Origin of the sequence: Stenotrophomonas maltophilia group sp. msm1, assembly GCF_032025805.1 — a bacterium.
Lineage (GTDB): Bacteria > Pseudomonadota > Gammaproteobacteria > Xanthomonadales > Xanthomonadaceae > Stenotrophomonas > Stenotrophomonas hibiscicola.
The window spans coordinates 1,678,242-1,700,171 of record NZ_JAVSKH010000001.1; the positions used below are offsets into that span (position 1 = coordinate 1,678,242).

A 21,930-nucleotide genomic window follows, 5' to 3' on the forward strand; every position below is an offset into this window, starting at 1 on the left:
GCGGCGATGTTGGATCCAGGCTTGCGTGGATCCCGGGCGGGGCGGAGGGCTAGACCCTCCGCTCCATCTCCACGGCGTCGATCCCGGCGCCGTGGCCATTGGACACGATCCGCGTCACCTGGAAGCCCAGCCCGGCATAGAAGCCCTGGGTGTGCTGGCTGGTACTGAGCGTGATGCGCTTGATCGACGGATCCGCTTCGGCCTGGCGCAGGCGTGCCAGCGCCAGTTCGCGGCCCAGTCCCTGCCGGTGCAGCGCGCGCTGCACCATGCCCCAGCAGAAGCCGGCACTGCCGTCGCCGCGTCGCGACAGCCCGCCACAGGCCACGATGCTGCCATCGCGCTCGATCACCTGGAATGCACAGCCCATGGCCTGCTCGCGCAGGAAGCGTTCAAAGTCGCTGCGCTCTTCGGGCGCGAAATAGGTGGGCACGTTGCTGTCGAACATCGACAGGCAGGCGCTGGCGTCGGCGGGGCGGTAGAGGCGGAGGTTCATGGGAAATGCCATGGAGTTGCCCGGCTGCATTTCAACCGTCCAGACGTTGGGAGGGGGCTAAGCGTTCCAGGGTACATGGAGCGATGCCGATCCTTTTCCAGGTGACTTTTCCCCACTCGAATGACCGTGCTCGGGACGCAGGCGCCTGTACCAGGCGGGTGCGTCGTTCGCGGGCAATGGCGAGGCGCATGCGGCCGCGATGGCGTGCAGCGGGGCGCGGCGGCTTCCGGGCTATGCTTTCGACACATGGGACTGACCGCGCGGCAGGATCCGCCGGCCCCATTCGTCTTCCTGCCTGCAACGGAGCTGCCCAGTGACGCCCGACCCTTCTCTTTCCCGGACTGCCCAGCTCATGCGCGGTCTGCTGTTTGGCGCGGTGGGCCTGTTGAGCCTTGCCGTGGCCGCCCTCGAGGTGACGCATCGTCTTGAGTTCCTGGAGGTCGCGCAGGCCGTTGATGGCCAGGTCGAGCGCCTGAACGCCGGCGGATCGCATCCGCAGGTCGCGTTCACCACCGCGACCGGCCAACGCATCTCGTACCCGCAGGGCGGCATGATTTTCGGCTATGAGCCTGGGCAGCCGGTACGCGTGCTGTACGACCCGGCGCGACTGCGGCTGGAGCCGGTCCTGGATACGTTCGGTGCGTTGTGGGGAATGACGGTCGTGTGGGTGCTGCTGGGGCTGGCGTTCGTCGGCGCCTGCGTGCGGGGACTGCTCCGGCGCAGATGACTCGCGGCCGATCGCGCGCCGTCGGCGGGCGGGCCGTTGGACCGGCCACGGCGGCAGGGCCTGTTCAGTCCGGTAGTGCCTGCGGCGGTTCCCGACAGTCAAATGAAAAAGCCGCCCACTGGGCGGCTTCTTCATTTATCTGGCGGAGAGAGGGGGATTGTCGGGTGCATCCCTGCACCCGATCCCGATGCGCGTTGCGCCCCGGGACCAGCCTGCGGCTGTCCGGTTCTGCTCCTGCAGAACCGTCGAACCCCGGCGGGGCTTCTCACTACCCATCCCATCCGCCAGACAAACGCAAAAGGGCCACCCTGTGGGCGGCCCTTTTGCGTTTGTCTGGCGGAGAGAGGGGGAGGTACTGATCCGGAGACCTCTCTCCCTGACTGCTCGCAGATCGCAAACCGGACGTGTGTCCTGTGTTGTGTCCCGCCCATCATAGCCGCCCAAGACTGCGCAGTGTGCAGGTCCAACGATTTCCCCTGGAGATCGCGGGACGCAGTTGGAACACGGGCAGGGGCTGTCTTGATCGAGGATCCCGTCAAGCTGAATGCGCCTATCTTGCATTGGGCGCTGGAGGCCATATGATCAGCGGCATGAAGCACTTCTTTAGCCAGTTCACCATCGCCAAGCGCGGGCAGAAGGACACCTTCTACGAGGTCAACCGAGATGGTGCCCTTGTGCTTAACCGTGACGGGCTTCTCAAATCTGGCAGGATGAACCGCCAGCTTGATGCTGCACGCGATCTCCGTGACCTCAAGGTCGCCGCCGACAAGGGCCGCTCCTCGAAATGACGAGCCTAGCCCTGCTGGCCGTTCTATTGGCTGCGGGCTGGTATTTCTATCGGCAGTGGCGATACACGCGATTTGAAGCACTGCACCATCCGGGGCACCCCCAGTATTTCGGCGCTGCTCTCTGCTCGGTCTACTTGTTCGGCATCAGTGCCGGGCTGCATGCTTTGGCGGCGCGGCATTCCACCTACAGCTTGTATCTAGGCAAGCTCCAGGGAATGTTGCCCCTTCAGATGAGCGATAAGCAGTCGGCCGAAGGGCTGACCCTGCATCTGGCGATTACCCTCTGGTGCCTAGCCCTTGGGGCCGCGCTTCCCATCCTGCTCAACGATCCGTTGGTGCGAATCCGATCACTCGCGCAGTTGATTGCCTCGCGTCACGGCGCTATCGACGCCATCGAGAGCCTTGCTATCAAGTGCGAAGAGGATGGAACCTTGGTTGCGTTGACCTTGGACAACGGCAAGGTTTACGTCGGCCTGTTGGACGAGTTCACGGGCCCGAGGGTGGGGAAAGAGTGGGTAGGCATGACTCCCGTCGCGTCAGGCTACCGGGATGAGAAAGGGAAGCTCGTCTTCACTACCTACTACGACATCAAGCTGCCGGATGACGCGACCATGGAGATATTCCAAGTCATTGTGTCGATGAAGCAGATCATCTCCGCGCAGGCGTTCGATCTGGAGCTCTACAAACAGTTCCAGCAGCCAGAGGCTCACACTCAGGCCATGGCCGACAGGAAAGAGCTTGTGCCTCAGCGTTCTTCTTTAGCGGTGGACAATACCCGGCACGCCTTCTATTTAGGGCTGCCAATCTTCCTGCTTCTTTCGCCTTACGTGGGCTTGAAGTCCACCATTGGTGGACTGAGCATGGTCATTGCGGCAGGTCTGTCCTGCATCGCGGCTGAGAGGCTGCGACGACGGCAGGTGAAGCCTGGAGCGGACGTAGGCTCCACTGCCCTAGAAACTGATGAGGTGCATTTCGTTTAGTCGCCGCGCGCTCGATTTCCTCGAGGCACTGAATGGCACGCGAAGAATAGGGGCCCCAAGTGTCGCCGGCAATGCCTACGCGCTGTTAATCGTCCACCTTAGCGAGCCATTTGGAAATGAGCTGGTGAGAGGCGCTGTCTGGATCCCTCAAGATGGAGATGGTGTCCGTCATGGTGGTCTTCTCCCATTTTGCAGGGTGGGTGACAAGATCCGCGTAGTAGCCCAGCACTTCGACCTTTCGGAAGTGGCGAAACCACACCCCTAGCTCTTCTTTTGGAGCTCTGATGTAGTTGTACGGTCCTGTGACCCGGACTAGGGCGCAGGGATAATGGTGGGCAACGACCAAGATGACGTCTCCCACATCCATGCAGTGGGCGAAATCCCAGTAGTCTCGCTGGCTCTGGTCGATGTCTTGTTGCTTCACATCGGTCAGATCTCCGGGCGGCTCCGCGAAGTCCAATCCTACATACCCGAGGCCCAGCGATCGGGTGGTGTGGCAGACCGCTCGTGCGCTTTCCGAAGGATGCAGCTGCATGCGCCAAAACGTCATACAAAACCCTTTTCTAGCGTTTGGAGAGAAGGAAGGCATTGTTAGCCTTCCCTATCTTACTGAGCGATCCCGCTCGGCGCGAGACAACTCCCGGGCTGCTAGCCCGGGCCGCCGCAGCAACGCTGAAGGTATCGCATGCCTAACCATGCGTATCAATCAAGGCTGGGGAATCATCAGCTTTGAATACAGGACCAGCAGAAACATCGGCAGTCCACTGATGAGGGTCATGGCCCCGACAGCGCCCATCAGGGTGAGGATGGTCATGGCCCACCACTGCCACCAAGCGAACCCCTTATCCCGCGCCTGAGCCACTCGAGCTTCGGCCGGGTAGAGGCGTTCTACCCTTCGTGTTCCTCGCCGGGCCATAAACGGCCCGACAAGGAACCCAAAGGGTCCAGTAAGAAGCAGGGCACCCAAATACCACCAGAAGAACCGGTTCCGGGGCGTCATGAGCTTGCGCCGTGCGGTCACCGGCTGGTCAAGCAGAGGGGGAGGGGGCATGCTCATTTGGCGTAGGCCTTCCAAGTCCCGTCCTCTTTGACGTAGCGCAGGTTTTTGCTAACCGGGATAGGGACCTGACGCCCACCGATATCGATGGACACTTTCCCGGCCGTGTCGCAGCGATAGCCCGACATGTCCTGGGCTTCCATGCACCCGTCGAGCTTGAAGTCGTGGATGCTGGTGATCTGGCCCGCCCCGCTCTGGGTGAGAAGGGCCGCCAACGCCTTCTCGGCATCGCGATCAGATGGCGGTCCGCCGCAGGCAGTCAGTGCAAAAGCGGTCGCCAAGCCGGCGAAGGCAAGCTTCGGTGCTTTCATAGTCATTCCTTGGTTGCGAGGGAGGGGCGGCGGCGGGCCGCCCCGAACGGGGAGAGAAAGAGACGGCTTAGCGGTCTCGGTTGCCTTCCGGTTTGAAACCGGCGATCCACATGCGGCCGTCTTTGAACGGGGTCAGCATCCCCGAGGGGCCGGGGTGGAGATCTGCTGTCTGGATAAAGCCGCTGACCCAGGCAACCCGGAGCGCCACATCAACGGCCTTGTCCGAAACACCCGGGCGGCTGACGTTGACAACAAACGGCTGACTGGGCGGGTTGGGACCTGTGGACCGGCCGGCCCCAGTGTTCGGTTTACTTGCCGGCACCCGAACGCCATTGAGATTGTCGCGTCCCTTCCAGAGGGCTGCGGTGTTGAACTCTGCTGTGTCGCCAAGATCGTCCGTCACCGTCACCGGTGCATCTGCGCAGGTCCGGAAGGTCTCCGTGGTGGACGCGGAGGGGCTGGTCCAAATCCGAGCTTCGACCGTCCAACACGGCAGCGTTGTGCCCCACTCAAGGTAGGTCAAAGCGACCCGGGGCCAATCGAGCCGACCCTGCTGTGCGAGCTGGTGGTTGTCGCCCTTGAAAAGTCCCTGAATCTTTCCAGCCCCGGTGACCGGAGTGTAGATCGGCTGATTGCCAGGGGCTTGGCTTGCGGTGGCCCCGGTGGGCTTCACCCCAATCATCTGGCCGCCGGCATCCTTCAGACTCTTCCCCAACTGCCGGAAGAAGCCGGGCTGTTCCGCCTGCTGGGCGGACTGGTTGGCTTCCTGGGCTGATGCGATCTGGCTACTCAGCGACAGCGCGGCCGCCAGAGCGGCGGCCATCCTTGTGGTGTCCTTCATTAGGTGCCCCTGTAGACCGCCACGCCGGCGGCATTTACGATAATCGCAGATGTGCAATCGGGTTCCAACCGTCAGACTTGGGAGAAGTTCAGCTGTGGTGCAAGAACCCGGATGCCGCAACCCAAGACGCCAGCGACGGTCTATGGCAAGCGCCTGCGCAGCGCGCGGGTGGCCAAGGGCTGGACGCAAGCCCAGTTGGCGGAGCGGATTGGAATGGTCGACTCCGTCTCGGGAGCGACTCGGGTGAGCCGATACGAGACGGGCCAACACGACCCCGACCCGGCGACGTCTCAGGCGTTGGCTAAAGCATTGGGTCTGCCGGTGGCATATTTCCATGCCACCTCGGATACGCTGGCTGAAGTCATTCTGCTCGTGTCGAAGTTACCGGTCGCTAAGCAGAAGGAGGCGCTTCAGCGCCTTAAAGACATGGTCTCCAGAATGGACATTGGGCGCTGAGAAAGCCTCGCTCCGTTATGTAGCCACTGGCTTGCCTGTAGTGCGGGCCTCCGAAAAGCGAGTCGCTATTCGATCAATCCTTTCATGGCGGCGATGCAAGGCGCTCTCATACAGGCGTGGTGATTTGGCTAAAGTTCTCGAAGCCGTTGTCGATACCCTTCTGGATGGACCAACGGCTTCTGTAGATGATTTGCCGGCAGCCGGTTGGCTTTATGAAAACCCAGGAGGCGAAAAATGCACGACGCAGACAAGGACGAAGACGCCCAGAGCCAGGCTGACGGCAAGTCGAGTCCTATCCCACCTTTCGGGGACAGTTCCCAGGGGCACTTAGTGACAATCCTGGCTGGTGCACTAGGAAGTGGGGTTTGGGCAATCGGAAGCGAGGCAGCAAGGGTGCTGTTGACTGCCGTAGCTCAGTTCGAGTGCCATCAAGGCGACAGTTGGCACCTTGATCGGTCCTTGGTCTCGGGCGATACGGTGGAATCTCTTGTTCGCACGGGGAAAAGCAGGGCCATCGACGTCGCAAGGGCATGCGCGCTTGGAGCAGAGCTGCTGTGGCATGCTGACGCCTTCGAGAGGCATGCTGCATTCGTGCGAGAGCGCGAGGTGGAGCTGATTAGAATCCTTCTAGATTTCCTTGAGAGCAATGGAGAGGGTGAGCAAGTGCGCGCGCTCCATGAATCTTTGCTCGAGAGCTTCGCTGCGGCTTTCAAAGCCGAGTTAAACGCTTCGTTGCCACTGAAGGAATACTTGAAGTCGCTGCCGAGACGAATCTAAGCGTGCCCCTGAAACGTGTCAGTGAACATGTCGTCGATGGGGCCGCCCTTGGCTTTCGATTCGCGATGATTCTTCCCGCGCCCAAGCCTTTTTCTTAAAGCTAAGAGTTCGTCAGAGGAAGCTCCCCCCTAAGAAGGGGGGGCTTGGCATAGACTGGACTGAAGAGTCAACGCGGATCGAAGAGACGGCGGAACTACTATTCGGGCACGCAGAGGTGCTTTAGCTCGGCTACCCCAAAGCTCATGGGTAGAACTTGCTTGGGTCAGACAGCTGATCGGCAAACTGGCCCCGCTGATACTTAGGCAGTTCGACGCTCGGCTGGTAACGCTTGATGGTGCGAATCTTCTTCTTCTGAGCGTATGCCGGTTTCTTGTGGAAATACGCCTCGTGCAGGACAGCGACCCTTTTGTTAGCTGAGTGACCAGTGATGAGGGCAATGACCTCGTCTGGGATGTCCTGGTGGTGAAGCTCGGTTGCTAGCGTATGGCGGAACGCGTGGAAGCCGACGCCTTTTTTGAAGCCTAAGCGTTTCATGTAAGTGCTGAACTGGTTGAGCGCGGCTTGGCTGTAACGTGCGTTCGAGTCGCCTGTCTCACGGTTCACGCCGGCGGAAAGGTGGGGGAACAGGCGCGGGTGTCCGCACTGGCGTATGTCTTCGACGTAGTCTAGGAAGCCGGCGTCGATGAGCGGCTGCGCGATCGGCACATCCCGGACGGCCGACTTGCCTTTTAGGCGTTGGCGACTTCTTCCTCGACTCTTGTGTGCCAGGTCTGGGTCGATCGTGACCCGGATGCGTATCCACCAGATGCCGGCGTCGTGCACGATGTCGGCCACTTTCAGTTGCGCAACCTCGTTGATCCTCGCGCCGGTGTATAGGCCGATCATGGGCATCCACCACCGGTGGGGATGACACTTCGCCCACGGAATGAAGTTCTCAGGCGCGAAGATCTTTTGGAGGTCCGCTTCGTCAAAGAGCCTCTCTGCTTTGTCGGCGTCTACCGCCAGATCGTCTTTGAACTTCTTGAAGCCGGCCATGGGGGACGCTGGGATCGCGTTGGCTTCGACTAGGCCCTTGAAGAAGGTCGACAGGAAACGCCGATGCTTTTCCAATGTCTTGGGGGCCAGGGGAGGAACGGCCAGCTCCTTGCCGAGCGCGACGGCCTGGTCATACGTGTAGTCGCGATACTTGGGGTCGGAGAGAAGCAACGGGGGAGCCCACCGGAGCAACTCCCACAGACGATAAATATGGGCATGGTCGATGCGCGAAACGGGGATGTCGCCGCAGGTCAGCTTAAGCAAGTTGAGGGTGCGGAGCGTAGATCCGGTTGTGTCCTTGGCCAGATTACGGTCGTCTCTGGACCTCACGTAGTCGGCGATCTCGACAGACAGCAGGCGAGGGGCGGAGGCAATGGGCAGCGGGGCGGGATACTGGGTGCATCCATTGGCTCGACGACTGCGACGCTGGCGGTCATCGGCTCGGTCCAGCATTTCCTGGGCGTGGATGGCTGCCTCACGTCCGGTGATGTTCAGCTCTTCGATACGAAGGTTGCCCATCTGGACGCCCTTGAGCTGGAGGGTGCCCATGGGGTGTAGGAGATATTGGTGGAGGTGTTCTAAAGCGGGGGAGGGCATTGCTTGGCTTCCATCGGAACGATGGAAGTACCAATAAGACAGCTCAAAAAATGGTCAATACAAAATCGTCGGCGACTTGAATGCCGTAAGCGTTGCCACGGTCAAGGGCGGATTCAACGAAGCGCCAAGTTTGTACCGGTGTCTTTTCCAAGGTTGGATCTTTATATATCAATGACTTGGGCGTTGAGGGGGAGGGAAACCTCGGAGTCATTTTGGTACTGTTTAACTGAACTAAGCTAACGATTCATCTTTTGAATGATGAATGCAAGATAAACGGGCGAAAATATTGATGAGCCGTAACCAGTGTTTTTCCTATCATCCGGCTAGCCACATATAGTGGCTAGGAGAGACGTTATGGCGAAGAACGAGCAGACGAGCCCGAAGGCGGCGAAGGCCGCAAGTGCAGTTTTGCGTGACGATCGAACCGGCAGTAAATCCAAGACGGCGGCCGGCTCTGCCCTGAGCCAGGCCCCGGACAAGGGCAAGAAGGGCAAGAAGTAGTTTCAAGGGCCGGCACCAGTCGGTGCCGGCTTCTATCGCACCACAGGGCAAGGGAGCCAAGATGACAGGGATTGCGTCGCTTCGATCGTCATCCAGCGGTGAGTCAACACCACATCTGAACAAGCACGAGTGGACCGATGAAGTTCGATTCCTCCCGTATTGCGGTGACCTTTACTGGGATGGCATGAACGGGCAGCGGATCCTGCTGTTGGGGGAGTCGCACTACCGGAAGGAGGGGGTGGCCGATTCGCTTGATGTGACCCGGTCCTTCACTCGAAATACTTTCCGGGGGATGGCAGAGCCGGTCCGGGAACGCGAGGATAGTCCCTTCTTCAGGGCGCTGGACCTGGTGCTCACCGGGCGACAAGACTTCCAACCGCTGGAAGCTGCGGACGCATGGCGGCGAGTAGCCTTCGCCAACCTGTCTCAAGCCTTCGCCGGCTCCCAGGCCAATCACCGCCCCCGCAATGAGGCGCTGAGGAAGGGTGGTGACGTGCTGGTCGGGGAGATATTGCCTGTTCTTAGGCCAACTATTGTCCTCGTCCTGGGCGGGACCACTTGGCGGTTCCTTCGGCATGGCCGCCGCGAGGGAGGCATTCCTCCATTTGTGGCGGAGCAGGTGAACCGTGGCGACAGCAAAAGGCGATACCTTGAAAACCGAGATGTGTGGTCGCTGGATTATGTCGGGGGCTCAGCGCTCATGACCTGGGTCTATCATCCCTCTTGGAATGTGGACACGTGGCAGGACAGGGCCGGAGCACTGCGTTTCCTGGCATCCCTGCGGTGCCAGCCCTGAGAGTGGTAAGAGTGGCTTTTGGGTCGAGGACTAGTGCATGAGCGAATCAGCCGAAGTGTCAAAAGTGGTCCGCAAAACTGCTCAGAGTGGCAAGTTGGACTATGTCCCTGTCGTTGTCCTCAACGAGAACACGAGGACCAAGCTGCACGTGGTCGGGTGGCTGATTCCTCACACTAACCACACCGAGTTCTCTATAAAGCTCGAGGGTTTCAAGAAGACCAAAGCCTCGCCCTGGGAGGAGGATCCGATCAAGACCATCACCTTGACCGAGACCTCCACGCTCAAGCTGTTCAAATACCTTCAGACTCACCTGCCTTTGGCCCAGCAATCTGAAGCAGGGGAGTTCATTCTCATCAGGGCGGCGAACGGCACCGTCGACCTCACCGGGCATGACCCGCAATCCTTGGTCGGCGCGCTGACCAAGGTGTTGTCGCAAGCAGAGCTCGTCAAGCACTTGGCCAGCACTGAGCTGACACATGAGTTGACCGAGGCGCTTCGGGGATCCATTCGGCTCAATGAGATGCGCTCAGCGGTTGCTGAGCTACGGTCCACCTTGGGCCGTGGTGAGTCGGCTGAGCAGGTCTACCAATCTTGGTGCGAAAGGCACTGCTGGGCCTTTGGGAACGCCTACGTGGTCAGGGACGAGGTGAGGGCAATCACCACAGGAGACAACATCGACTTGATGTTGCCTAGCGTGATTGCTGGGTATCGAGACATCGTCGAGCTGAAGCGGCCGGACATGGATGTGCTGCTGTATGACAGGGCGCACAAGAACTACTACTTCTCTGCGGACGTATCGAAGGCCATTGGCCAGTGCCACCGTTACCTGGATATGCTTCATGACTTCGCAGACAAGGGATTGGTTGACCACAAAGAGGTAGTGGCTTACCACCCCAGGGCCACAATCGTCATTGGACGCTCTCATGACTGGACGGATGAGCAGCAGCGAGCACTTCACGGCCTCAATCGGCGTATGCATGGAATCACGGTCATCACTTACGACCACCTCCTGGCTCAGGGTGAGCGGTTGATAGAGATGATGGTGCCGACGGCGGGCCTTGAAGCTGCGGCGGTCGAGGCCGTCGAACCCGACGACGACATTCCCTGGTAGGCCATGACCAGGTATAAAGAGATTTCCCAACCCGCCACGAAGGACGTCGAGATGAGCGTTGCAGTCTACAAAGATACCCCTCATCTAAAAGTATGCGAGGGAAGCTCGGAGTTGGGCTCGACTCCATACATCTCGTTCGAGGAATATTTGACTATTCCAGGACTGGAGGACGCGGATATTCGCTTGGAGTTTGCTAACAAGCCGGGTCTGGAAGAAGTGGAAGACCTGCGGCGCAGGCTGAAGAGCGCCGGGCTGGTCTTTGTGGTCCAGCGGAGAACCTAGGCTGCCCGGAGGGGAAGAACGGGATGTGGCTGCCCTGAAGGCAGCCCGCCGTTCTCGTATCAAAGGGGGCGCTCTGCCACGGGCTTAGGGGGAGAGAGATGGATCATTTCGAGAACGTAGTGCTGGACTTTCTCCGGGCAGACCGGCGGTTGTTCATCAATGCGCAGTGCTGCATCCAACTGAACCCTGGCAGCAATCCTGATACCAGTGGGCCTCACTGGTATTGCGACGCGGTGGCTGTGAGTGTTCGTGACCGAGCGGCTTACCTTTGCGAAATCTCTTATGCGGTCCGCTTGCCTGCATTGTTGAACCGCCTGAAGAGCTGGGACCAGCATTGGCTTGGATTAAAGGAGGCGTTGGCCCGGGACGGTGGTATCCCCCTTGATTGGACGCTTCAGCCATGGCTATTCGTTCCCAACGACCGCATCGAGCGCTTGCTTTCGGGCGCACGTGCGCTATCACTGATGCCAGAGCCGCGGATAACGGCCTTGGAGGATGTCCTCCCTTGGCGCTACCGATCTTGGGACCGTGGAGACTATCTGGATTCTGGCCGTGACTGACTTCAACCTCAAAGCGCCTAGCTTTGCTTTGCTCCAAGCTTCCATGGCTTGTTGGAAATGTGGCTCAGGAACCTTGGTCACTGCCATCTGGGTGGCTCGCCTCACAGAGTTCGATGAGGAGGGCGAACTGGAGGTGGCTGATGCTGCTGTCCTGCAATATGTCGAATCCTTGGACGCCGCAGTGCAGACGTTCGTCGTCCAGTCCGCGCCACTCCTTCGCATCGGACGGTCGCGGACTGCCGGCAGCAACTATTGGGCCAACCATTGTTCTCACTGTGATGCCCTTCAAGGGGACCACTTCGTGATGGGCGTAAATGGGCCGTTCTTTTTCCAGTCCCAAGAAGAGCTGGCTTCGTTGACGGTTCGCCAGGGCGGCAGCGGTCTTAGGGCGTCTGCCGGTTATTCGGAGTCGGGGTGGATGACACAGATCCCTCGGTTGCTGGGAGGCGCAAAGTAAAGTCCGTGGACCACACGAACTATCGGAGGCCTTGGATGGCTCACCCATCCAAGGCAGTATCTTCTATTTGCCGCTCTTAGTCCGGTTGTCTTTCTTGCAAAGCAACTGGCAGTTGTCGATATTCGTTTTTCCGCCGCTGTGCCATGGGAGGATATGGTCGGCCTCCATTTCCTCTATTGAGAACTGCTTTTTGCAGATGGGGCACTTGCCTTGCTGTTCCGCATACTTCTTCTGCCTGGTTTTTTCATCGAAAGATCGTAGGCTTAACGTCCTTTCTTGACCGGTCAGGAGATACTCGTAAATTCCCTTCTTGTTATCAACTTCATCATCCTCGATTAGAGCGGAAATCCGTTCTTCGAGATCCTGGGCATTAAATGTCTCGTCTTTATGGGCATTATAGAAATATCCCCAGGGAAGTCCCTTCATGAGGCGGGCACGTGCGCTTTCCTGATTAGGGAAAATGCGTTTAACCCATGCGAATACAGACTGCCAGTATTGCCATAAATCTTGAGCATCTTTGCTGTGCTGATAGGTGCTCATGTAAGTTTCGATGTCGCCTTGTGAGCGCCAGTCTAGTGCGGTCTCGAGTATTTCTTGTCGAATAGGCGAGCCGTTTACGAGCTTTTCTCGGCCTTCTTGGACGGCTGGCGCCCCACTCTTCGAGAACCAGCGTTTAGCATCCGTAAGCCATGGTCCAGAATATATGGCGTTCCGAAGTTCTTGTTGCGTTAGCTTCTCTCCGGCGATATTGATTGTTTTGAACCAATCCAGCTTATCGCTATCTGATCCTTCACATATATATATGGAGAGATCGTAATCCAAAATGTTTTTCTTCTTATCGGAGGTTAGGTTTCCGAAGGACATGGGGTTGCCGTCGACTACAACGGAAAAATCGCCGTGAACATATTGGCAGATACTTATAGTCCGCTGCTGTCCATCCATTAGCTCGTAGCCATCGTCAGAAACCGCCCAATACATCGTGTTGAGCGGGAAGCCTCGCATCACCGTCTTAATGACTTCGTTGCGCTGCTTCTCCTTATAGATGAATTCGCGCTGGTAAGCGGGGCGGATGTTTAGCTTCCCGTCATACCCACGCACACCAAGTTCAGCATTGTCCTTATACCCTTTAGTGAGTTCGGAGACTGGAATGTTCGTAAGCTTTATCTTCATTAGGTCCTTCTTTTGATTACAAGCCGATCATACATTCTTCGGAACTTCCCTTTGGCTTCGGGAAGATAAAACCGAGGGCCGCCTGGTGAATATGATCCTTTTTCGGCGAGTTGCGACATTGGAGTGCCAAGCGTGCGGCTGGATCCAAGAATCTCAAACTGCGTCGGGTTGTACTTATCCAAGAAGGTTATGGGAACCCCCATGGGGCCATCATAGTCGCAAGGTATCTCAGCAGTTTTGCTTACATCGATTGCATCGTAGTTGTAATACTTTGGATAATCCTGGGCTGAATATCTCTTATAGAGCGGAATGTCTTCGTGTCGGCTCTCGAAGTCCATGTTAGTGAACCATCGAACTCCTTTTACGCGGATGTACTTCCTCCCGTCTTGATCCACGCGGGTGCCGGCGGCCTCAAGTGGGTAATGATCGGGGACGCGGAACTCTCGGTCCCCGCTATGGATACTCTTGCCAAGCCATAGCTCATCCTTTTGGATGAGATCGAAAATTTCCTTATATGTGATCGCATTCACATTACCAATAATCAAGTATTTTTTCTTGTGTTCAACAAGTTGAGACACAAACTGGCGGAACAATGAGAATGGCGGATTTGTTATTACGACATCCGCCTCTTTCAATAACGCGACGCACTCGCTGCTACGGAAATCTCCGGCTGCGTAGTTTTCGTCTCCGGCCAAGGTATGGGCAACATTTGCTTTGCGCTTTAGAAGATACTCTACATCGGTAATGTCTGTTGCGCCACGATTTCTGTGGTCTGGGACCTCACTGATAATCACCGCGTAGGGATCTTTGCCTTCGGGTTTCAATCCTTCGATGTCCAGCAGTGGAAGCTGCTTGCCCGTGATCGGAGACTTTGAATAGCTTGTCGCGATTAGCTTCTTCAAGCCGAGGATATTGAAGTTCAGTGCAAAATACTTAAAGAAGTTGCTCTCAAACGGGTCGTCGCAGTTGCAGAACACGGTCTTGCCGTGAAGCTGGGGCTTGTAGTTCTTTAACTCTTTTTCGATGTCATCAAGTTGAGTATAGAACTCATCCTGCTTAGCTGACTTCGCTTGACCTAGCGTGTGATTGCTGGCGCCTTTCACGTCAGGTTTCTCTTTAACTATTTTCACTTTCATTGATGTCTCTGATTGTCGATGCAGCGCCGTAATGGCGGATAGCTGAACAAAGCCTGAATGAGGGGTGCGGACTCAAGTATTCTGGTACCAAATTACAGGTGGTTTGAGAAATGGCAAGAGGTCTTGTTGAGCGTCCGTCAGGGACAGAGAGCGCTCACGCATGTATATCGGCGGCTCGAGGAAGAGACCTTGAAGTAGCGTGGGACCGCAGGTAGATTCACGCAGCTCTCTGTCAGGAACCTACGCCAGCTATTCACTTTGCTGGCCCTGCTGTTTGGATTTGCTGTGGGCTCTTCTAGAGCGCGTCTAGGCCGAGGTGGCTTGCGTGGTAAAGAGCGCTTTCCCGCTGCGATCTTGACATGGCATTGCGGTAAGGCAAGAGCGCACTTAGGCATCCTGACGGATGCGTGCGCCAAGGGCTGCGCCCCTGGAACCCCAAGCCTCTTGGAGGCTTGCCAAAAGCAAAAGCTGAGCCATAAAGACTCCTGTCTTCACAGGAGTTTTTATGGCCATCTTCCATACCGCGATCAAGACTTTTAGCCGCAGCCGGGGGCAGTCCGCCGTTGCTGCTGCTGCCTACCGGGGCGGGCTACTGCTCGCGGACTTGCTCACCGGACAGCAGCACGACTACCGCCGCCGCAGCGGTGTCGTCGAAAGCTTCTGCCTCGCCCCGCCAGACGCTCCCGAGTGGGCCTTGGACCCCCGGGAGCTCTGGGCTGTCGCGGAGGCTGCGGAGCGGCGGAAAGACTCGACCGTGGCGAGGGAGTTCGAGATCTCCTTGCCCCATGAGCTTTCCGAAGAACAGCGCGCCCATCTGGCATTCGTGCTCGCCGACGCGTTGGTCGGGCGTTACGGATTCGCTGTCCAAGCCAGCATCCATTGCCCGAGCACGCCGGATGGCCTCAACCACCATGTCCACATCCTGGCGACTACTCGTCGCATTGGGCCTGAGGGCTTTGGCGACAAAACCCGCGAGCTAGATGTCGGGCCGTCTGGAAAAGTAGAGGTTCAGTGGATTCGGGAGATGGTCGCTACGACGACGAACGCCCACCTGGAGGCGGCCGGCTTTACCAGCACCATCGACCACCGCAGTCTGGCTGAACAGGCCAGATCGGCAATGGAGCGTGGGGATGATTTGGCGGCAGCGGCGCTCTCCCGGGAGCCGACCCAACACCTCGGTAAGCGGGCGACCGCTCTGGCTGGGAAAGGCGTGGATACCACTAGGGCGAGGACGAACGACCAGATTTTGGAAGACAATCAGGAGCACTATGACTACTTGGTGCTCAAGGCCGGGTTGGAGGGCAAGCCCGTGCCACCCGCTGGGGAGGAGTCTGGGTCGCGCCGTGGGCGGGTGCTCAACAGCGATACGGCCGGCCTGCCCGCGGGTATGGAAATGAAGGGGGTCTCCGGTGTTCGCCTGCAGCATGTGCTCCTTTCGTCTCACGGACTACCCGACCATGGGGCACCCGTTAGCCTTGCTGAGAGGATTATGGACGCCTTGCGCGACGTTGAGGAGATTTCCAGGGCGAGGGCAGACTTGGCCATGGAAAAGACTCGTGCTGGGTTGGGTTGGGCGCAGCGGCTGCTTTCAGCTCAAGGGGAGAGCGTCGAACTCCGGCAGTGGATCATCATGGCTGTGCTTCAAGTCCGTGCCCTGAAGTGCCTCATCATTAGCCGGGCTCGCAGGCTCTTGAACCTAAAGAGTGCAACCAGGTTGCGGCATATGGCCGAGCAAGAGTGGGAGCGGTTCAATGCCGACTATCCGATGGGTTCAAGCGGTTACTCGCGTCCGGAATGGACCCAGCGCCGAGGGCGGCGGCTTTCGGTGCTTGAGACGCGCACGGCCGAGTTGAAGTTGGCGCAGGAGCGGGCATCGGAGCAAGAGATTGGCTTGATCGACGCGGACATCGCCAAGAAGGCTGATGCCCTTGAGGCAATGCCTTCTCCGCCACAGCGCCAAGCTCTGAAGCCAGCGGCTCATCAGCCCTTGTCCCCCGATGCGCCCGCTCCTCGTCCGCCGGCTCCCCGTGGGCCGACCTTCCACTGATCCCATAAAAGACAAGCCCCGCGAAAGCGGGGCTATTGCTCAACGGGGCCCTGGTCCCACGGGCGTTGTCCGATTTGGGAGTGGCTTCACTGGCGGAAGGCCGCGAGATGCACGCCAAGCATCGGGGGATGGGAAGGTTTGCGGCACTTGGTTGCGGTCGACGGTTGCGGCTCGGGATGCGCCGCTACTTGGAGGCGAGTGGGTAAGTGACTGAGCTGCTTGGCCTTGTGGGCTCGCGGCGAAGCGGCGCAACAGTATTTTCGCTATATCCAGCGCATGCTGGACATCCACCTCTCGCTCAGCGGCGTCGCGAGTGTTGTTTTGAGGCACCAGAACTTGAAGAAGTTGGCTGGCGATACGAAGTTCGACGTTTGCGGGCATTGGTCAGTCATGTAGTGAAAGGTCTTCACATCGAACCACTCAGTCGGGATTGCGCAAGCGCGCGATGACGCAGTGCGTCACAGTTTTTCTATCTGGATTTTTCGCCTTAGGCGTCAGACGCTGCTGCGATTGAAGCCTGAGCCGCAGGGCTCTGTTCCGGTGCGAGCTTGACCAGCCAGTGGCCTCCCGGCGCTTGCGAAGCAACGAGCAGGTCATACGTCTTGACCATGTTAAGCAGGCCGGAGTGCCCATAAGCGTTTGGCGAGAACGACGGATCTGTTCGCTTTAAATAGTTGCCAAGCGCGCTGACGATGACCCTCCCATCTGTGCTGCCGTCGGCGAGAAGGGCCACTGCATCGACCAAGAAACGGGGGCGTCGCTTGGGCAATGGCTTGGGGGTTTCGGTCTTTCCTTGCGCCTGTCCTTTCAAGCCCGAGGCCTGCTCTTCCGCTTCGGGTTTCTGCTCCGAAGGCTTCCACTCGAAGAACTGGTCGCAGGCATTGCGCAATGCCTCAGGCGTTTTTTCCTCCCCCACGATGCAGACCGTCGCTCCTCGCTCCCGGAGCTTTCGGCACAGGTAAGCGAAATCCGAGTCGCTCGTGACCAAGCAAAACGTGTCAGCCCGCTGATCGAACATTGCTTCTAAGGCGTCCAAAGCCAGTGCCATGTCAGCGGTGTTTTTCCCTGCCGCGTATTGATATTGGAGGCATGGGGTGAATGCTTGTCGGACCAAGGTCTCCTGCCAGCGCTTGGCCAGCGTGGCGTGGTTTCCGTAGCCGCGGCGGACGACAACCCGCCCGAACTGAGCGGCCATGAGGAGGGCATGGTCCACGATTTCGGGTGGAACGTTGTCGCAATCGAGAAGGACAGCGACCCGTGTGTCGATCGGATGGATGCTCACGCATTGCTCCTTGCTTTGCGGCGGTTGGTTGGAAGGCTGCCCTCAGGCAACAGGTTCGGATCAACCAGGGGGCGCAAGGCGGAAAGGTCGAGCCCATAGGTCAGGGTCCGAAGGCCGGGTGAATGAGCCCCCAGCCCTTCCAACTTCTCTTTGGCCGTGAAATCGCGGCTGTAGGTGGCGTGGTGCTCATCGTCCAGCTCGTGACCTACGATCTGAGCCCGCAGCTCGGAAACCACTCCCAAGCCCTGGAGCTCTTGAATCAGGGTTTTCCGAAGGGAGTGGAAGCCCCGCTTCGCAGTGGGCCAGTTCTTGCCCACCTCGGCCAAGTAACGGCTGAAGGCCTTCGACACCCAGTTGCCCTGGCCGTTCTTGGCCTCGGCCTTGGCTCCAGGGAATAAGCGAGTATGGCCCTCGGCCCGCATGCTCTCGACCCACTCGAGGAAGCCCAGCGCCGCCAAGTCGGGGTGGACGGGCACGGTGCGGACGCTTACGTCGGTTTTCACCCGCTGATGTTCGCCTTCGTCGGTGATATGGATGCAAGGCACTCCGCTTTCTTCCGAGATGTTGCTGACCATCAACTGCCCGACTTCGGAGGCCCGGGCCCCCGTGTAGAGCCCCAACAGGGCCGCCCAGCGAGCGGGCAGGGGCAGGGCCTCGAAGGCCGCCGGCGCAAACAGGGCCTGGACTTGATGGGTGTCATAAGCCTTGAAGCCGAACTTGCGCCGGGCCCGCTTCTCCCGCGTTGAGTAGCTCACATGCCCGGAGGCCGGGTTGTCGCCCTTCGGGTAATGGCCCGAGGCGATCGCCCACTCGAAAAATCCTCCTCTCCCGCCCACATAGCTTTGCTTGTTGGTCAGGGTGGGGGTGGATGCCCCTTCGTCCCTCATGTGCTGATACCACCGGGCCAGGTCGGACCGAGTGAGCGTATGGAGTTTGGCCTTCTCGCCCAGGAAGCGAGTCAGCAGCTCTACCGCCGTTCGTTTGATGGTCCAAGTCTTGGGCAGGGTGCTGCCCTTGATGCTCGCCAGCCACGCCTCCTTGGCCTTGCCCAAGGTGATGGTCTCAATGGCGGGCTTGGTCACCCGGCGCGCCTCCGGCATCGGCGGGACGCCCTGACGAATCAGCTCCCCAAGTTCGCTGGGCCGTGAGGCAGACAGCTCCATGATCTGCTGATAAAGCTTCACGTCCTCCGGAGTGTCGATCTGCCAGTGCTCGGTGACGACACCGTCGGCGGTGCGCGTTCGGTTCAACGTCAGCTGCTGGAGGCTGTCGGAGCTGGTGAGGCGCGCAAGAAGCGTCTCGATGTCCTCGTCCTGGGTTCCCATGCGTCGTTCCCTCAACACGCTGAAGGCCTGAGCATAACGTGCGGCCAGTGTCAGGGCGCGCAGTTGGGCCACGGACAGCTCGAAGGTGCGCAGCGTGCGCTTCAGGATGCGTTTGCCGACGAGGGCCTGAAGGTCCGTAGGAACCCGTTGCCGGAATGACCAAAGCCCAGAGCGGGCTCGAACCAGATGATGGGGGATGCGCATAGGGGCGATGTGTCCCGGATTGCGTCTTTCCCAGCAGTCCATCCAGAAAAGCAAAAACCCCTGCGTAAACAGGGGTTTGCGAGAACTGGCGGAGAGAGGGGGATTCGAACCCCCGAAGCGCGGTTTAGACGCTTACACACTTTCCAGGCGTGCTCCTTCAACCACTCGGACACCTCTCCGGATCCCTGCCACCGGCAAACGCCTCAGCAGGGGCGCAGATTCTAGCGGGCGGCGCGGCCGGACACAAGCGCCCAGATCACGGACGCATCCGGGCGCATTGTTGGCGAGGGGGCTGGACAGGCATGGCACAATGGAACATCCGATGGAAAACGGTGGCCTGATGTCCTACCTCGTCCTTGCCCGCAAGTGGCGTCCGAAGCGTTTTGCCGAGCTGGTGGGCCAGGAACACGTGGTCCGTGCGCTCAGCAACGCGTTGGACAGCGGCCGTGTCCACCACGCGTTCCTGTTCACCGGTACCCGCGGCGTGGGCAAGACCACCATCGCGCGCATCTTCGCCAAGTCGCTGAACTGCGAGCAGGGCACCAGCGCCGACCCGTGCGGCCAGTGCGCGGCCTGCCTGGACATCGACGCCGGCCGCTACATCGACCTGCTGGAAATCGATGCCGCGTCCAACACCGGCGTGGATGACGTGCGCGAGGTGATCGAGAACGCGCAGTACATGCCGTCGCGCGGCAAGTACAAGGTCTACCTGATCGACGAAGTGCACATGCTGTCCAAGGCGGCGTTCAATGCGCTGCTGAAGACGCTGGAAGAACCGCCGGAGCACGTGAAGTTCCTGCTGGCCACCACCGACCCGCAGAAGCTGCCGGTCACCGTGCTCAGCCGCTGCCTGCAGTTCAACCTCAAGCGCCTGGACGAGGATCAGATCCAGGGCCAGATGACGCGCATCCTGGCGGCAGAAGAGATCGAGGCAGACGGCAGTGCCATCGTACAGCTGGCCAAGGCCGCTGACGGCAGCCTGCGCGACGGCCTGTCGCTGCTGGACCAGGCGATCGCCTATGCCGGCGGCGCGCTGCGCGAGGACGTGGTGCGCACCATGCTGGGCACGGTCGATCGCACCCAGGTGGCGGCGATGCTCGATGCGCTGGCCGAGGGCGATGGGCCGCGCCTGCTGCAGGTGGTGGCCGCGCTGGCCGAATTCTCACCGGACTGGAGTGGCGTGCTGGAAGCGCTGGCCGAAGGCCTGCACCGCATCCAGGTGCAGCAGCTGGTACCGGGTGCGGCCGCTGCCGAAGGCCTGGACGCCGTCGCATTCGCCGAGCGCCTGCGCCCGGAAGTGGTGCAGCTCTGGTACCAGATGGCCCTGAATGGCCGCCGCGACCTGCCGTTGGCGCCGAGCCCGCGCGCAGGTTTCGAAATGGCCGTGCTGCGGATGCTGGCATTCCGCCCGGCCGTAGCAGTCCCGCCGGTACCGAAGTCGGTGGATGGTGCAGGCAATGCGCCGGGTGGCAATGCTGCCGGTGGTGGCACTGGGGCGGGTACCCAAGAAGCGATGCCGGCGACTGCCGCCGCTTCGGCAAGCCCGGCCGTGGTGGCGCAGGTGGCCGCTCCGGTGCAGGCCGCGCCGCGCGAACCTGAACCCGAACCCGAGCCGGCCCCGCAACCCGAACCGGACCCGACGCCGGAGCCCGAGCCGGTTCCGGTGGAAGAGCCTGTGCAGCCGCCGCCGATGAAGGCCGAGGCCGCTCCACCGGCTGCTGAAGCGGAAGCGGGCGACGACCTGCCGCCGTGGGCCACCGACGAAACCGAGGCGCGTGACGAGGCGCTGGCGGCCGAGATGGCGGGGCCAGACGCCGCCATGGTCGCGCCCTGGCATGAGCCCCCGGCTCCCGTCGTGGCTCCCAGCGAGTCTGCACCGCCCGAGCGCCCGTTCCGCACTGAAGGCATTGCCATCGCGCCGGCCGAGCCCGCGCCAGTGCAGGGGACCGCGCCGCTGGAAGGTGTCAGCGACCTGGCCACGGCCGAGGACTGGCTGGATCTGGTGGCCAACAGCGGCCTCAGCGGCCCGTCGCGGCAGCTGGCGGCCAACGCTGCCTTCATCAGTTGCCAGCACGGGACCTTGAAACTGGGCCTTTCGCCCGGATTTGAGTACCTGCGCTCTGAGCGTGCGCTGGCCGCCCTGGGCGAGATGCTGGAGAAAGCCCTTGGCCAGGCCCCGAAGATCGTGGTCGAGACCGTGGAGATCGAGCACGCTCCGGCCGAGACCCTGCATCAGCGTGCCGACCGCCAGCGTAGTGAGCGGCAGCAGGTGGCAGAGGCTGTTTTCATGGACGATCCGGAGGTGCAGGTGCTGATCCAACAGCACGGTGCCCGGGTTGTTTCCGATTCCATCCGTTCTTTTGACGAGTAAGAGACTATGCGCGGCAACATCGCCCAACTGATGCAGCAGGCCCAGAAGATGCAGGAGAACCTGCAGAAGGCCCAGGAAGAAATCGCAAGGATCGAAGTGACCGGCAGTGCCGGTGGCGGCATGGTCAGCGTGACCCTGACCGGCGCCAAGGAATGCCGCAAGGTGCGCATCGACCCGTCGCTGACCAGCGACCCGGAGATGCTGGAAGACCTGATCGCCGCCGCCTTCAACGATGCTTCGAACAAGATCGATGCCGAGTCGAAGTCGAAGATGGGTTCGGCCACCGCTGGCATGCAGTTGCCGCCGGGCATGAAGCTGCCGTTCTGATTCTTGGCGGGGGGGGGGGGGGGGGGGGGGGCGCGCGCCCCCCCCCCCCCCCCCCCGGGGGGGGGCCGCCCCCCCCCCAAGAGGAGGAGTCGCGCCCACACACACCACCCCCACCCCGCCCCCCCCCCCCCCCCCCCCCCCCCCCCCCCCCCCCCCCCCCCCCCCCCCCCCCCCCCCCCCCCCCCCCCCCCCCCCCCCCCCCCCCCCCCCCCCCCCCCCCCCCCCCCCCCCCCCCGCCCCCCCCCCCCCCCCCCCCCCCCCCCCCCCCCCCCCCCCCCCCCCCCCCCCCCCCCCCCCCC

Annotated in this window: 24 protein-coding genes and 1 tRNA gene; 14 read left to right on the forward strand and 11 right to left on the reverse strand. The window is 60.3% G+C overall.

The features are described 5' to 3' along the window. Window positions 1-49: 49 nt before the first annotated feature. On the reverse strand, window positions 50-493 hold the full coding sequence (locus tag ROV95_RS07510) for a GNAT family N-acetyltransferase (protein ID WP_312543763.1): 444 nt from the start codon (window positions 491-493) through the stop codon (window positions 50-52). Window positions 494-845: 352 nt separating this feature from the next. On the opposite strand from ROV95_RS07510, the gene ROV95_RS07515 reads away from it, so the two are divergent. The 3 genes from ROV95_RS07515 (at window position 846) to ROV95_RS07525 (ending at window position 2,988) form a co-directional block, all read left to right on the forward strand. After that, complete coding sequence (locus tag ROV95_RS07515; RefSeq protein ID WP_021204514.1) at window positions 846-1,220, forward strand: DUF3592 domain-containing protein; 375 nt, start codon at window positions 846-848, stop codon at window positions 1,218-1,220. Between the two features lie 578 nt (window positions 1,221-1,798). After that, window positions 1,799-2,008, forward strand: coding sequence for a hypothetical protein (locus ROV95_RS07520; RefSeq protein ID WP_065183764.1), 210 nt, complete (start codon window positions 1,799-1,801; stop codon window positions 2,006-2,008). Then, window positions 2,005-2,988 carry a hypothetical protein gene (locus ROV95_RS07525; protein WP_065183765.1) on the forward strand — a complete coding sequence of 328 codons (984 nt, stop codon included), beginning with the start codon at window positions 2,005-2,007 and terminating at the stop codon, window positions 2,986-2,988. The genes ROV95_RS07520 and ROV95_RS07525 overlap by 4 nt, the downstream gene beginning before the upstream one ends. 85 nt (window positions 2,989-3,073) lie before the next feature. On the opposite strand, the gene ROV95_RS07530 is transcribed toward ROV95_RS07525, so the two are convergent. The 4 genes from ROV95_RS07530 to ROV95_RS07545 all read right to left on the reverse strand — a co-directional run bounded on the left by ROV95_RS07530 (window position 3,074) and on the right by ROV95_RS07545 (window position 5,197). Further along, window positions 3,074-3,523, reverse strand: a complete 450-nt coding sequence (locus tag ROV95_RS07530; RefSeq protein ID WP_065183780.1) for a hypothetical protein — start codon at window positions 3,521-3,523, stop codon at window positions 3,074-3,076. A gap of 171 nt (window positions 3,524-3,694) precedes the next feature. Beyond that, window positions 3,695-4,039, reverse strand: coding sequence for a hypothetical protein (locus ROV95_RS07535; protein WP_065183766.1), 345 nt, complete (start codon window positions 4,037-4,039; stop codon window positions 3,695-3,697). A gap of 2 nt (window positions 4,040-4,041) precedes the next feature. After that, on the reverse strand, window positions 4,042-4,356 hold the full coding sequence (locus tag ROV95_RS07540; protein WP_065183767.1) for a hypothetical protein: 315 nt from the start codon (window positions 4,354-4,356) through the stop codon (window positions 4,042-4,044). Between the two features lie 67 nt (window positions 4,357-4,423). Next, a complete protein-coding gene (locus ROV95_RS07545; protein WP_065183768.1) occupies window positions 4,424-5,197 on the reverse strand; it encodes a hypothetical protein in 774 nt (257 codons plus the stop codon). A gap of 111 nt (window positions 5,198-5,308) precedes the next feature. On the opposite strand from ROV95_RS07545, the gene ROV95_RS07550 reads away from it, so the two are divergent. Together ROV95_RS07550 and ROV95_RS07555 are read left to right on the forward strand one after the other, a co-directional pair. After that, a complete protein-coding gene (locus ROV95_RS07550) occupies window positions 5,309-5,653 on the forward strand; it encodes a helix-turn-helix transcriptional regulator (RefSeq protein WP_065183769.1) in 345 nt (114 codons plus the stop codon). A gap of 234 nt (window positions 5,654-5,887) precedes the next feature. Next, a complete protein-coding gene (locus tag ROV95_RS07555) occupies window positions 5,888-6,430 on the forward strand; it encodes a hypothetical protein (RefSeq protein WP_065183770.1) in 543 nt (180 codons plus the stop codon). A 240-nt stretch (window positions 6,431-6,670) separates the two neighbouring features. Here the strand turns inward: ROV95_RS07555 and ROV95_RS07560 are convergent, their stop codons facing one another. Continuing rightward, on the reverse strand, window positions 6,671-8,062 hold the full coding sequence (locus ROV95_RS07560; protein ID WP_065183771.1) for a site-specific integrase: 1,392 nt from the start codon (window positions 8,060-8,062) through the stop codon (window positions 6,671-6,673). A 354-nt stretch (window positions 8,063-8,416) separates the two neighbouring features. Here ROV95_RS07560 and ROV95_RS07565 point away from each other — a divergent pair, with 354 nt between their 5' ends. The 6 genes from ROV95_RS07565 to ROV95_RS07590 all read left to right on the forward strand — a co-directional run bounded on the left by ROV95_RS07565 (window position 8,417) and on the right by ROV95_RS07590 (window position 11,769). Continuing rightward, window positions 8,417-8,563, forward strand: coding sequence for a hypothetical protein (locus ROV95_RS07565; protein ID WP_158230178.1), 147 nt, complete (start codon window positions 8,417-8,419; stop codon window positions 8,561-8,563). Window positions 8,564-8,624: 61 nt separating this feature from the next. Next, window positions 8,625-9,359 (forward strand): hypothetical protein, encoded by a 735-nt coding sequence (locus ROV95_RS07570; protein ID WP_197579770.1) that lies wholly within the window; start codon window positions 8,625-8,627, stop codon window positions 9,357-9,359. Window positions 9,360-9,396: 37 nt separating this feature from the next. After that, window positions 9,397-10,470: a Shedu anti-phage system protein SduA domain-containing protein gene (locus tag ROV95_RS07575; RefSeq protein WP_065183773.1), complete on the forward strand. Its 1,074-nt coding sequence runs from the start codon at window positions 9,397-9,399 to the stop codon at window positions 10,468-10,470. 51 nt (window positions 10,471-10,521) lie between these two features. Continuing rightward, a complete protein-coding gene (locus tag ROV95_RS07580; protein ID WP_134971706.1) occupies window positions 10,522-10,752 on the forward strand; it encodes a hypothetical protein in 231 nt (76 codons plus the stop codon). A gap of 98 nt (window positions 10,753-10,850) precedes the next feature. Next, window positions 10,851-11,312: a hypothetical protein gene (locus ROV95_RS07585; protein WP_081284568.1), complete on the forward strand. Its 462-nt coding sequence runs from the start codon at window positions 10,851-10,853 to the stop codon at window positions 11,310-11,312. Then, complete coding sequence (locus ROV95_RS07590; protein WP_231110313.1) at window positions 11,305-11,769, forward strand: hypothetical protein; 465 nt, start codon at window positions 11,305-11,307, stop codon at window positions 11,767-11,769. Before ROV95_RS07585 ends, ROV95_RS07590 begins: the two co-directional genes overlap by 8 nt. A gap of 63 nt (window positions 11,770-11,832) precedes the next feature. Here ROV95_RS07590 and ROV95_RS07595 read toward each other — a convergent pair whose 3' ends face one another. Both ROV95_RS07595 and ROV95_RS07600 read right to left on the reverse strand, forming a co-directional pair. Further along, window positions 11,833-12,939 (reverse strand): DUF262 domain-containing protein, encoded by a 1,107-nt coding sequence (locus ROV95_RS07595; protein ID WP_065183775.1) that lies wholly within the window; start codon window positions 12,937-12,939, stop codon window positions 11,833-11,835. After that, a complete protein-coding gene (locus ROV95_RS07600) occupies window positions 12,939-14,075 on the reverse strand; it encodes an adenine-specific methyltransferase EcoRI family protein (RefSeq protein WP_081284569.1) in 1,137 nt (378 codons plus the stop codon). Before ROV95_RS07600 ends, ROV95_RS07595 begins: the two co-directional genes overlap by 1 nt. A 505-nt stretch (window positions 14,076-14,580) precedes the next feature. On the opposite strand from ROV95_RS07600, the gene ROV95_RS07605 reads away from it, so the two are divergent. Next, window positions 14,581-16,122 (forward strand): MobA/MobL family protein, encoded by a 1,542-nt coding sequence (locus tag ROV95_RS07605; protein ID WP_081284570.1) that lies wholly within the window; start codon window positions 14,581-14,583, stop codon window positions 16,120-16,122. A gap of 487 nt (window positions 16,123-16,609) precedes the next feature. Here the strand turns inward: ROV95_RS07605 and ROV95_RS07610 are convergent, their stop codons facing one another. The 3 genes from ROV95_RS07610 to ROV95_RS07620 all read right to left on the reverse strand — a co-directional run bounded on the left by ROV95_RS07610 (window position 16,610) and on the right by ROV95_RS07620 (window position 19,112). Further along, window positions 16,610-17,404 carry an NYN domain-containing protein gene (locus tag ROV95_RS07610; RefSeq protein WP_065183777.1) on the reverse strand — a complete coding sequence of 265 codons (795 nt, stop codon included), beginning with the start codon at window positions 17,402-17,404 and terminating at the stop codon, window positions 16,610-16,612. Further along, window positions 17,401-18,933: a DUF6538 domain-containing protein gene (locus ROV95_RS07615; RefSeq protein ID WP_065183778.1), complete on the reverse strand. Its 1,533-nt coding sequence runs from the start codon at window positions 18,931-18,933 to the stop codon at window positions 17,401-17,403. The genes ROV95_RS07610 and ROV95_RS07615 overlap by 4 nt, the downstream gene beginning before the upstream one ends. 86 nt (window positions 18,934-19,019) lie before the next feature. Beyond that, window positions 19,020-19,112 (reverse strand) — tRNA-Ser (locus ROV95_RS07620). Window positions 19,113-19,255: 143 nt separating this feature from the next. Between ROV95_RS07620 and dnaX the strand changes: the two genes are divergently transcribed. Next, a complete protein-coding gene (dnaX, locus tag ROV95_RS07625) occupies window positions 19,256-21,304 on the forward strand; it encodes a DNA polymerase III subunit gamma/tau (RefSeq protein ID WP_312543769.1) in 2,049 nt (682 codons plus the stop codon). A 6-nt stretch (window positions 21,305-21,310) separates the two neighbouring features. Beyond that, entirely contained in the window at window positions 21,311-21,631 is a 321-nt protein-coding gene (locus ROV95_RS07630) for a YbaB/EbfC family nucleoid-associated protein (RefSeq protein ID WP_019659509.1), read from the forward strand. The last annotated feature ends 299 nt before the right edge of the window (window positions 21,632-21,930 follow it).

What these genes read in the sequence shown, in the direction of transcription:
- ROV95_RS07510 (WP_312543763.1), bottom strand. Translation starts at nt 493, where the DNA reads ATGAACCTCCGCCTCTACCGCCCCGCCGACGCCAGCGCCTGCCTGTCG.
- ROV95_RS07515 (WP_021204514.1), top strand. Translation starts at nt 846, where the DNA reads ATGCGCGGTCTGCTGTTTGGCGCGGTGGGCCTGTTGAGCCTTGCCGTG.
- ROV95_RS07520 (WP_065183764.1), top strand. Translation starts at nt 1,799, where the DNA reads ATGATCAGCGGCATGAAGCACTTCTTTAGCCAGTTCACCATCGCCAAG.
- ROV95_RS07525 (WP_065183765.1), top strand. Translation starts at nt 2,005, where the DNA reads ATGACGAGCCTAGCCCTGCTGGCCGTTCTATTGGCTGCGGGCTGGTAT.
- ROV95_RS07530 (WP_065183780.1), bottom strand. Translation starts at nt 3,523, where the DNA reads ATGCAGCTGCATCCTTCGGAAAGCGCACGAGCGGTCTGCCACACCACC.
- ROV95_RS07535 (WP_065183766.1), bottom strand. Translation starts at nt 4,039, where the DNA reads ATGCCCCCTCCCCCTCTGCTTGACCAGCCGGTGACCGCACGGCGCAAG.
- ROV95_RS07540 (WP_065183767.1), bottom strand. Translation starts at nt 4,356, where the DNA reads ATGAAAGCACCGAAGCTTGCCTTCGCCGGCTTGGCGACCGCTTTTGCA.
- ROV95_RS07545 (WP_065183768.1), bottom strand. Translation starts at nt 5,197, where the DNA reads ATGAAGGACACCACAAGGATGGCCGCCGCTCTGGCGGCCGCGCTGTCG.
- ROV95_RS07550 (WP_065183769.1), top strand. Translation starts at nt 5,309, where the DNA reads ATGCCGCAACCCAAGACGCCAGCGACGGTCTATGGCAAGCGCCTGCGC.
- ROV95_RS07555 (WP_065183770.1), top strand. Translation starts at nt 5,888, where the DNA reads ATGCACGACGCAGACAAGGACGAAGACGCCCAGAGCCAGGCTGACGGC.
- ROV95_RS07560 (WP_065183771.1), bottom strand. Translation starts at nt 8,062, where the DNA reads ATGCCCTCCCCCGCTTTAGAACACCTCCACCAATATCTCCTACACCCC.
- ROV95_RS07565 (WP_158230178.1), top strand. Translation starts at nt 8,417, where the DNA reads ATGGCGAAGAACGAGCAGACGAGCCCGAAGGCGGCGAAGGCCGCAAGT.
- ROV95_RS07570 (WP_197579770.1), top strand. Translation starts at nt 8,625, where the DNA reads ATGACAGGGATTGCGTCGCTTCGATCGTCATCCAGCGGTGAGTCAACA.
- ROV95_RS07575 (WP_065183773.1), top strand. Translation starts at nt 9,397, where the DNA reads ATGAGCGAATCAGCCGAAGTGTCAAAAGTGGTCCGCAAAACTGCTCAG.
- ROV95_RS07580 (WP_134971706.1), top strand. Translation starts at nt 10,522, where the DNA reads ATGAGCGTTGCAGTCTACAAAGATACCCCTCATCTAAAAGTATGCGAG.
- ROV95_RS07585 (WP_081284568.1), top strand. Translation starts at nt 10,851, where the DNA reads ATGGATCATTTCGAGAACGTAGTGCTGGACTTTCTCCGGGCAGACCGG.
- ROV95_RS07595 (WP_065183775.1), bottom strand. Translation starts at nt 12,939, where the DNA reads ATGAAGATAAAGCTTACGAACATTCCAGTCTCCGAACTCACTAAAGGG.
- ROV95_RS07600 (WP_081284569.1), bottom strand. Translation starts at nt 14,075, where the DNA reads ATGAAAGTGAAAATAGTTAAAGAGAAACCTGACGTGAAAGGCGCCAGC.
- ROV95_RS07605 (WP_081284570.1), top strand. Translation starts at nt 14,581, where the DNA reads ATGGCCATCTTCCATACCGCGATCAAGACTTTTAGCCGCAGCCGGGGG.
- ROV95_RS07615 (WP_065183778.1), bottom strand. Translation starts at nt 18,933, where the DNA reads ATGCGCATCCCCCATCATCTGGTTCGAGCCCGCTCTGGGCTTTGGTCA.
- dnaX (WP_312543769.1), top strand. Translation starts at nt 19,256, where the DNA reads ATGGAAAACGGTGGCCTGATGTCCTACCTCGTCCTTGCCCGCAAGTGG.
- ROV95_RS07630 (WP_019659509.1), top strand. Translation starts at nt 21,311, where the DNA reads ATGCGCGGCAACATCGCCCAACTGATGCAGCAGGCCCAGAAGATGCAG.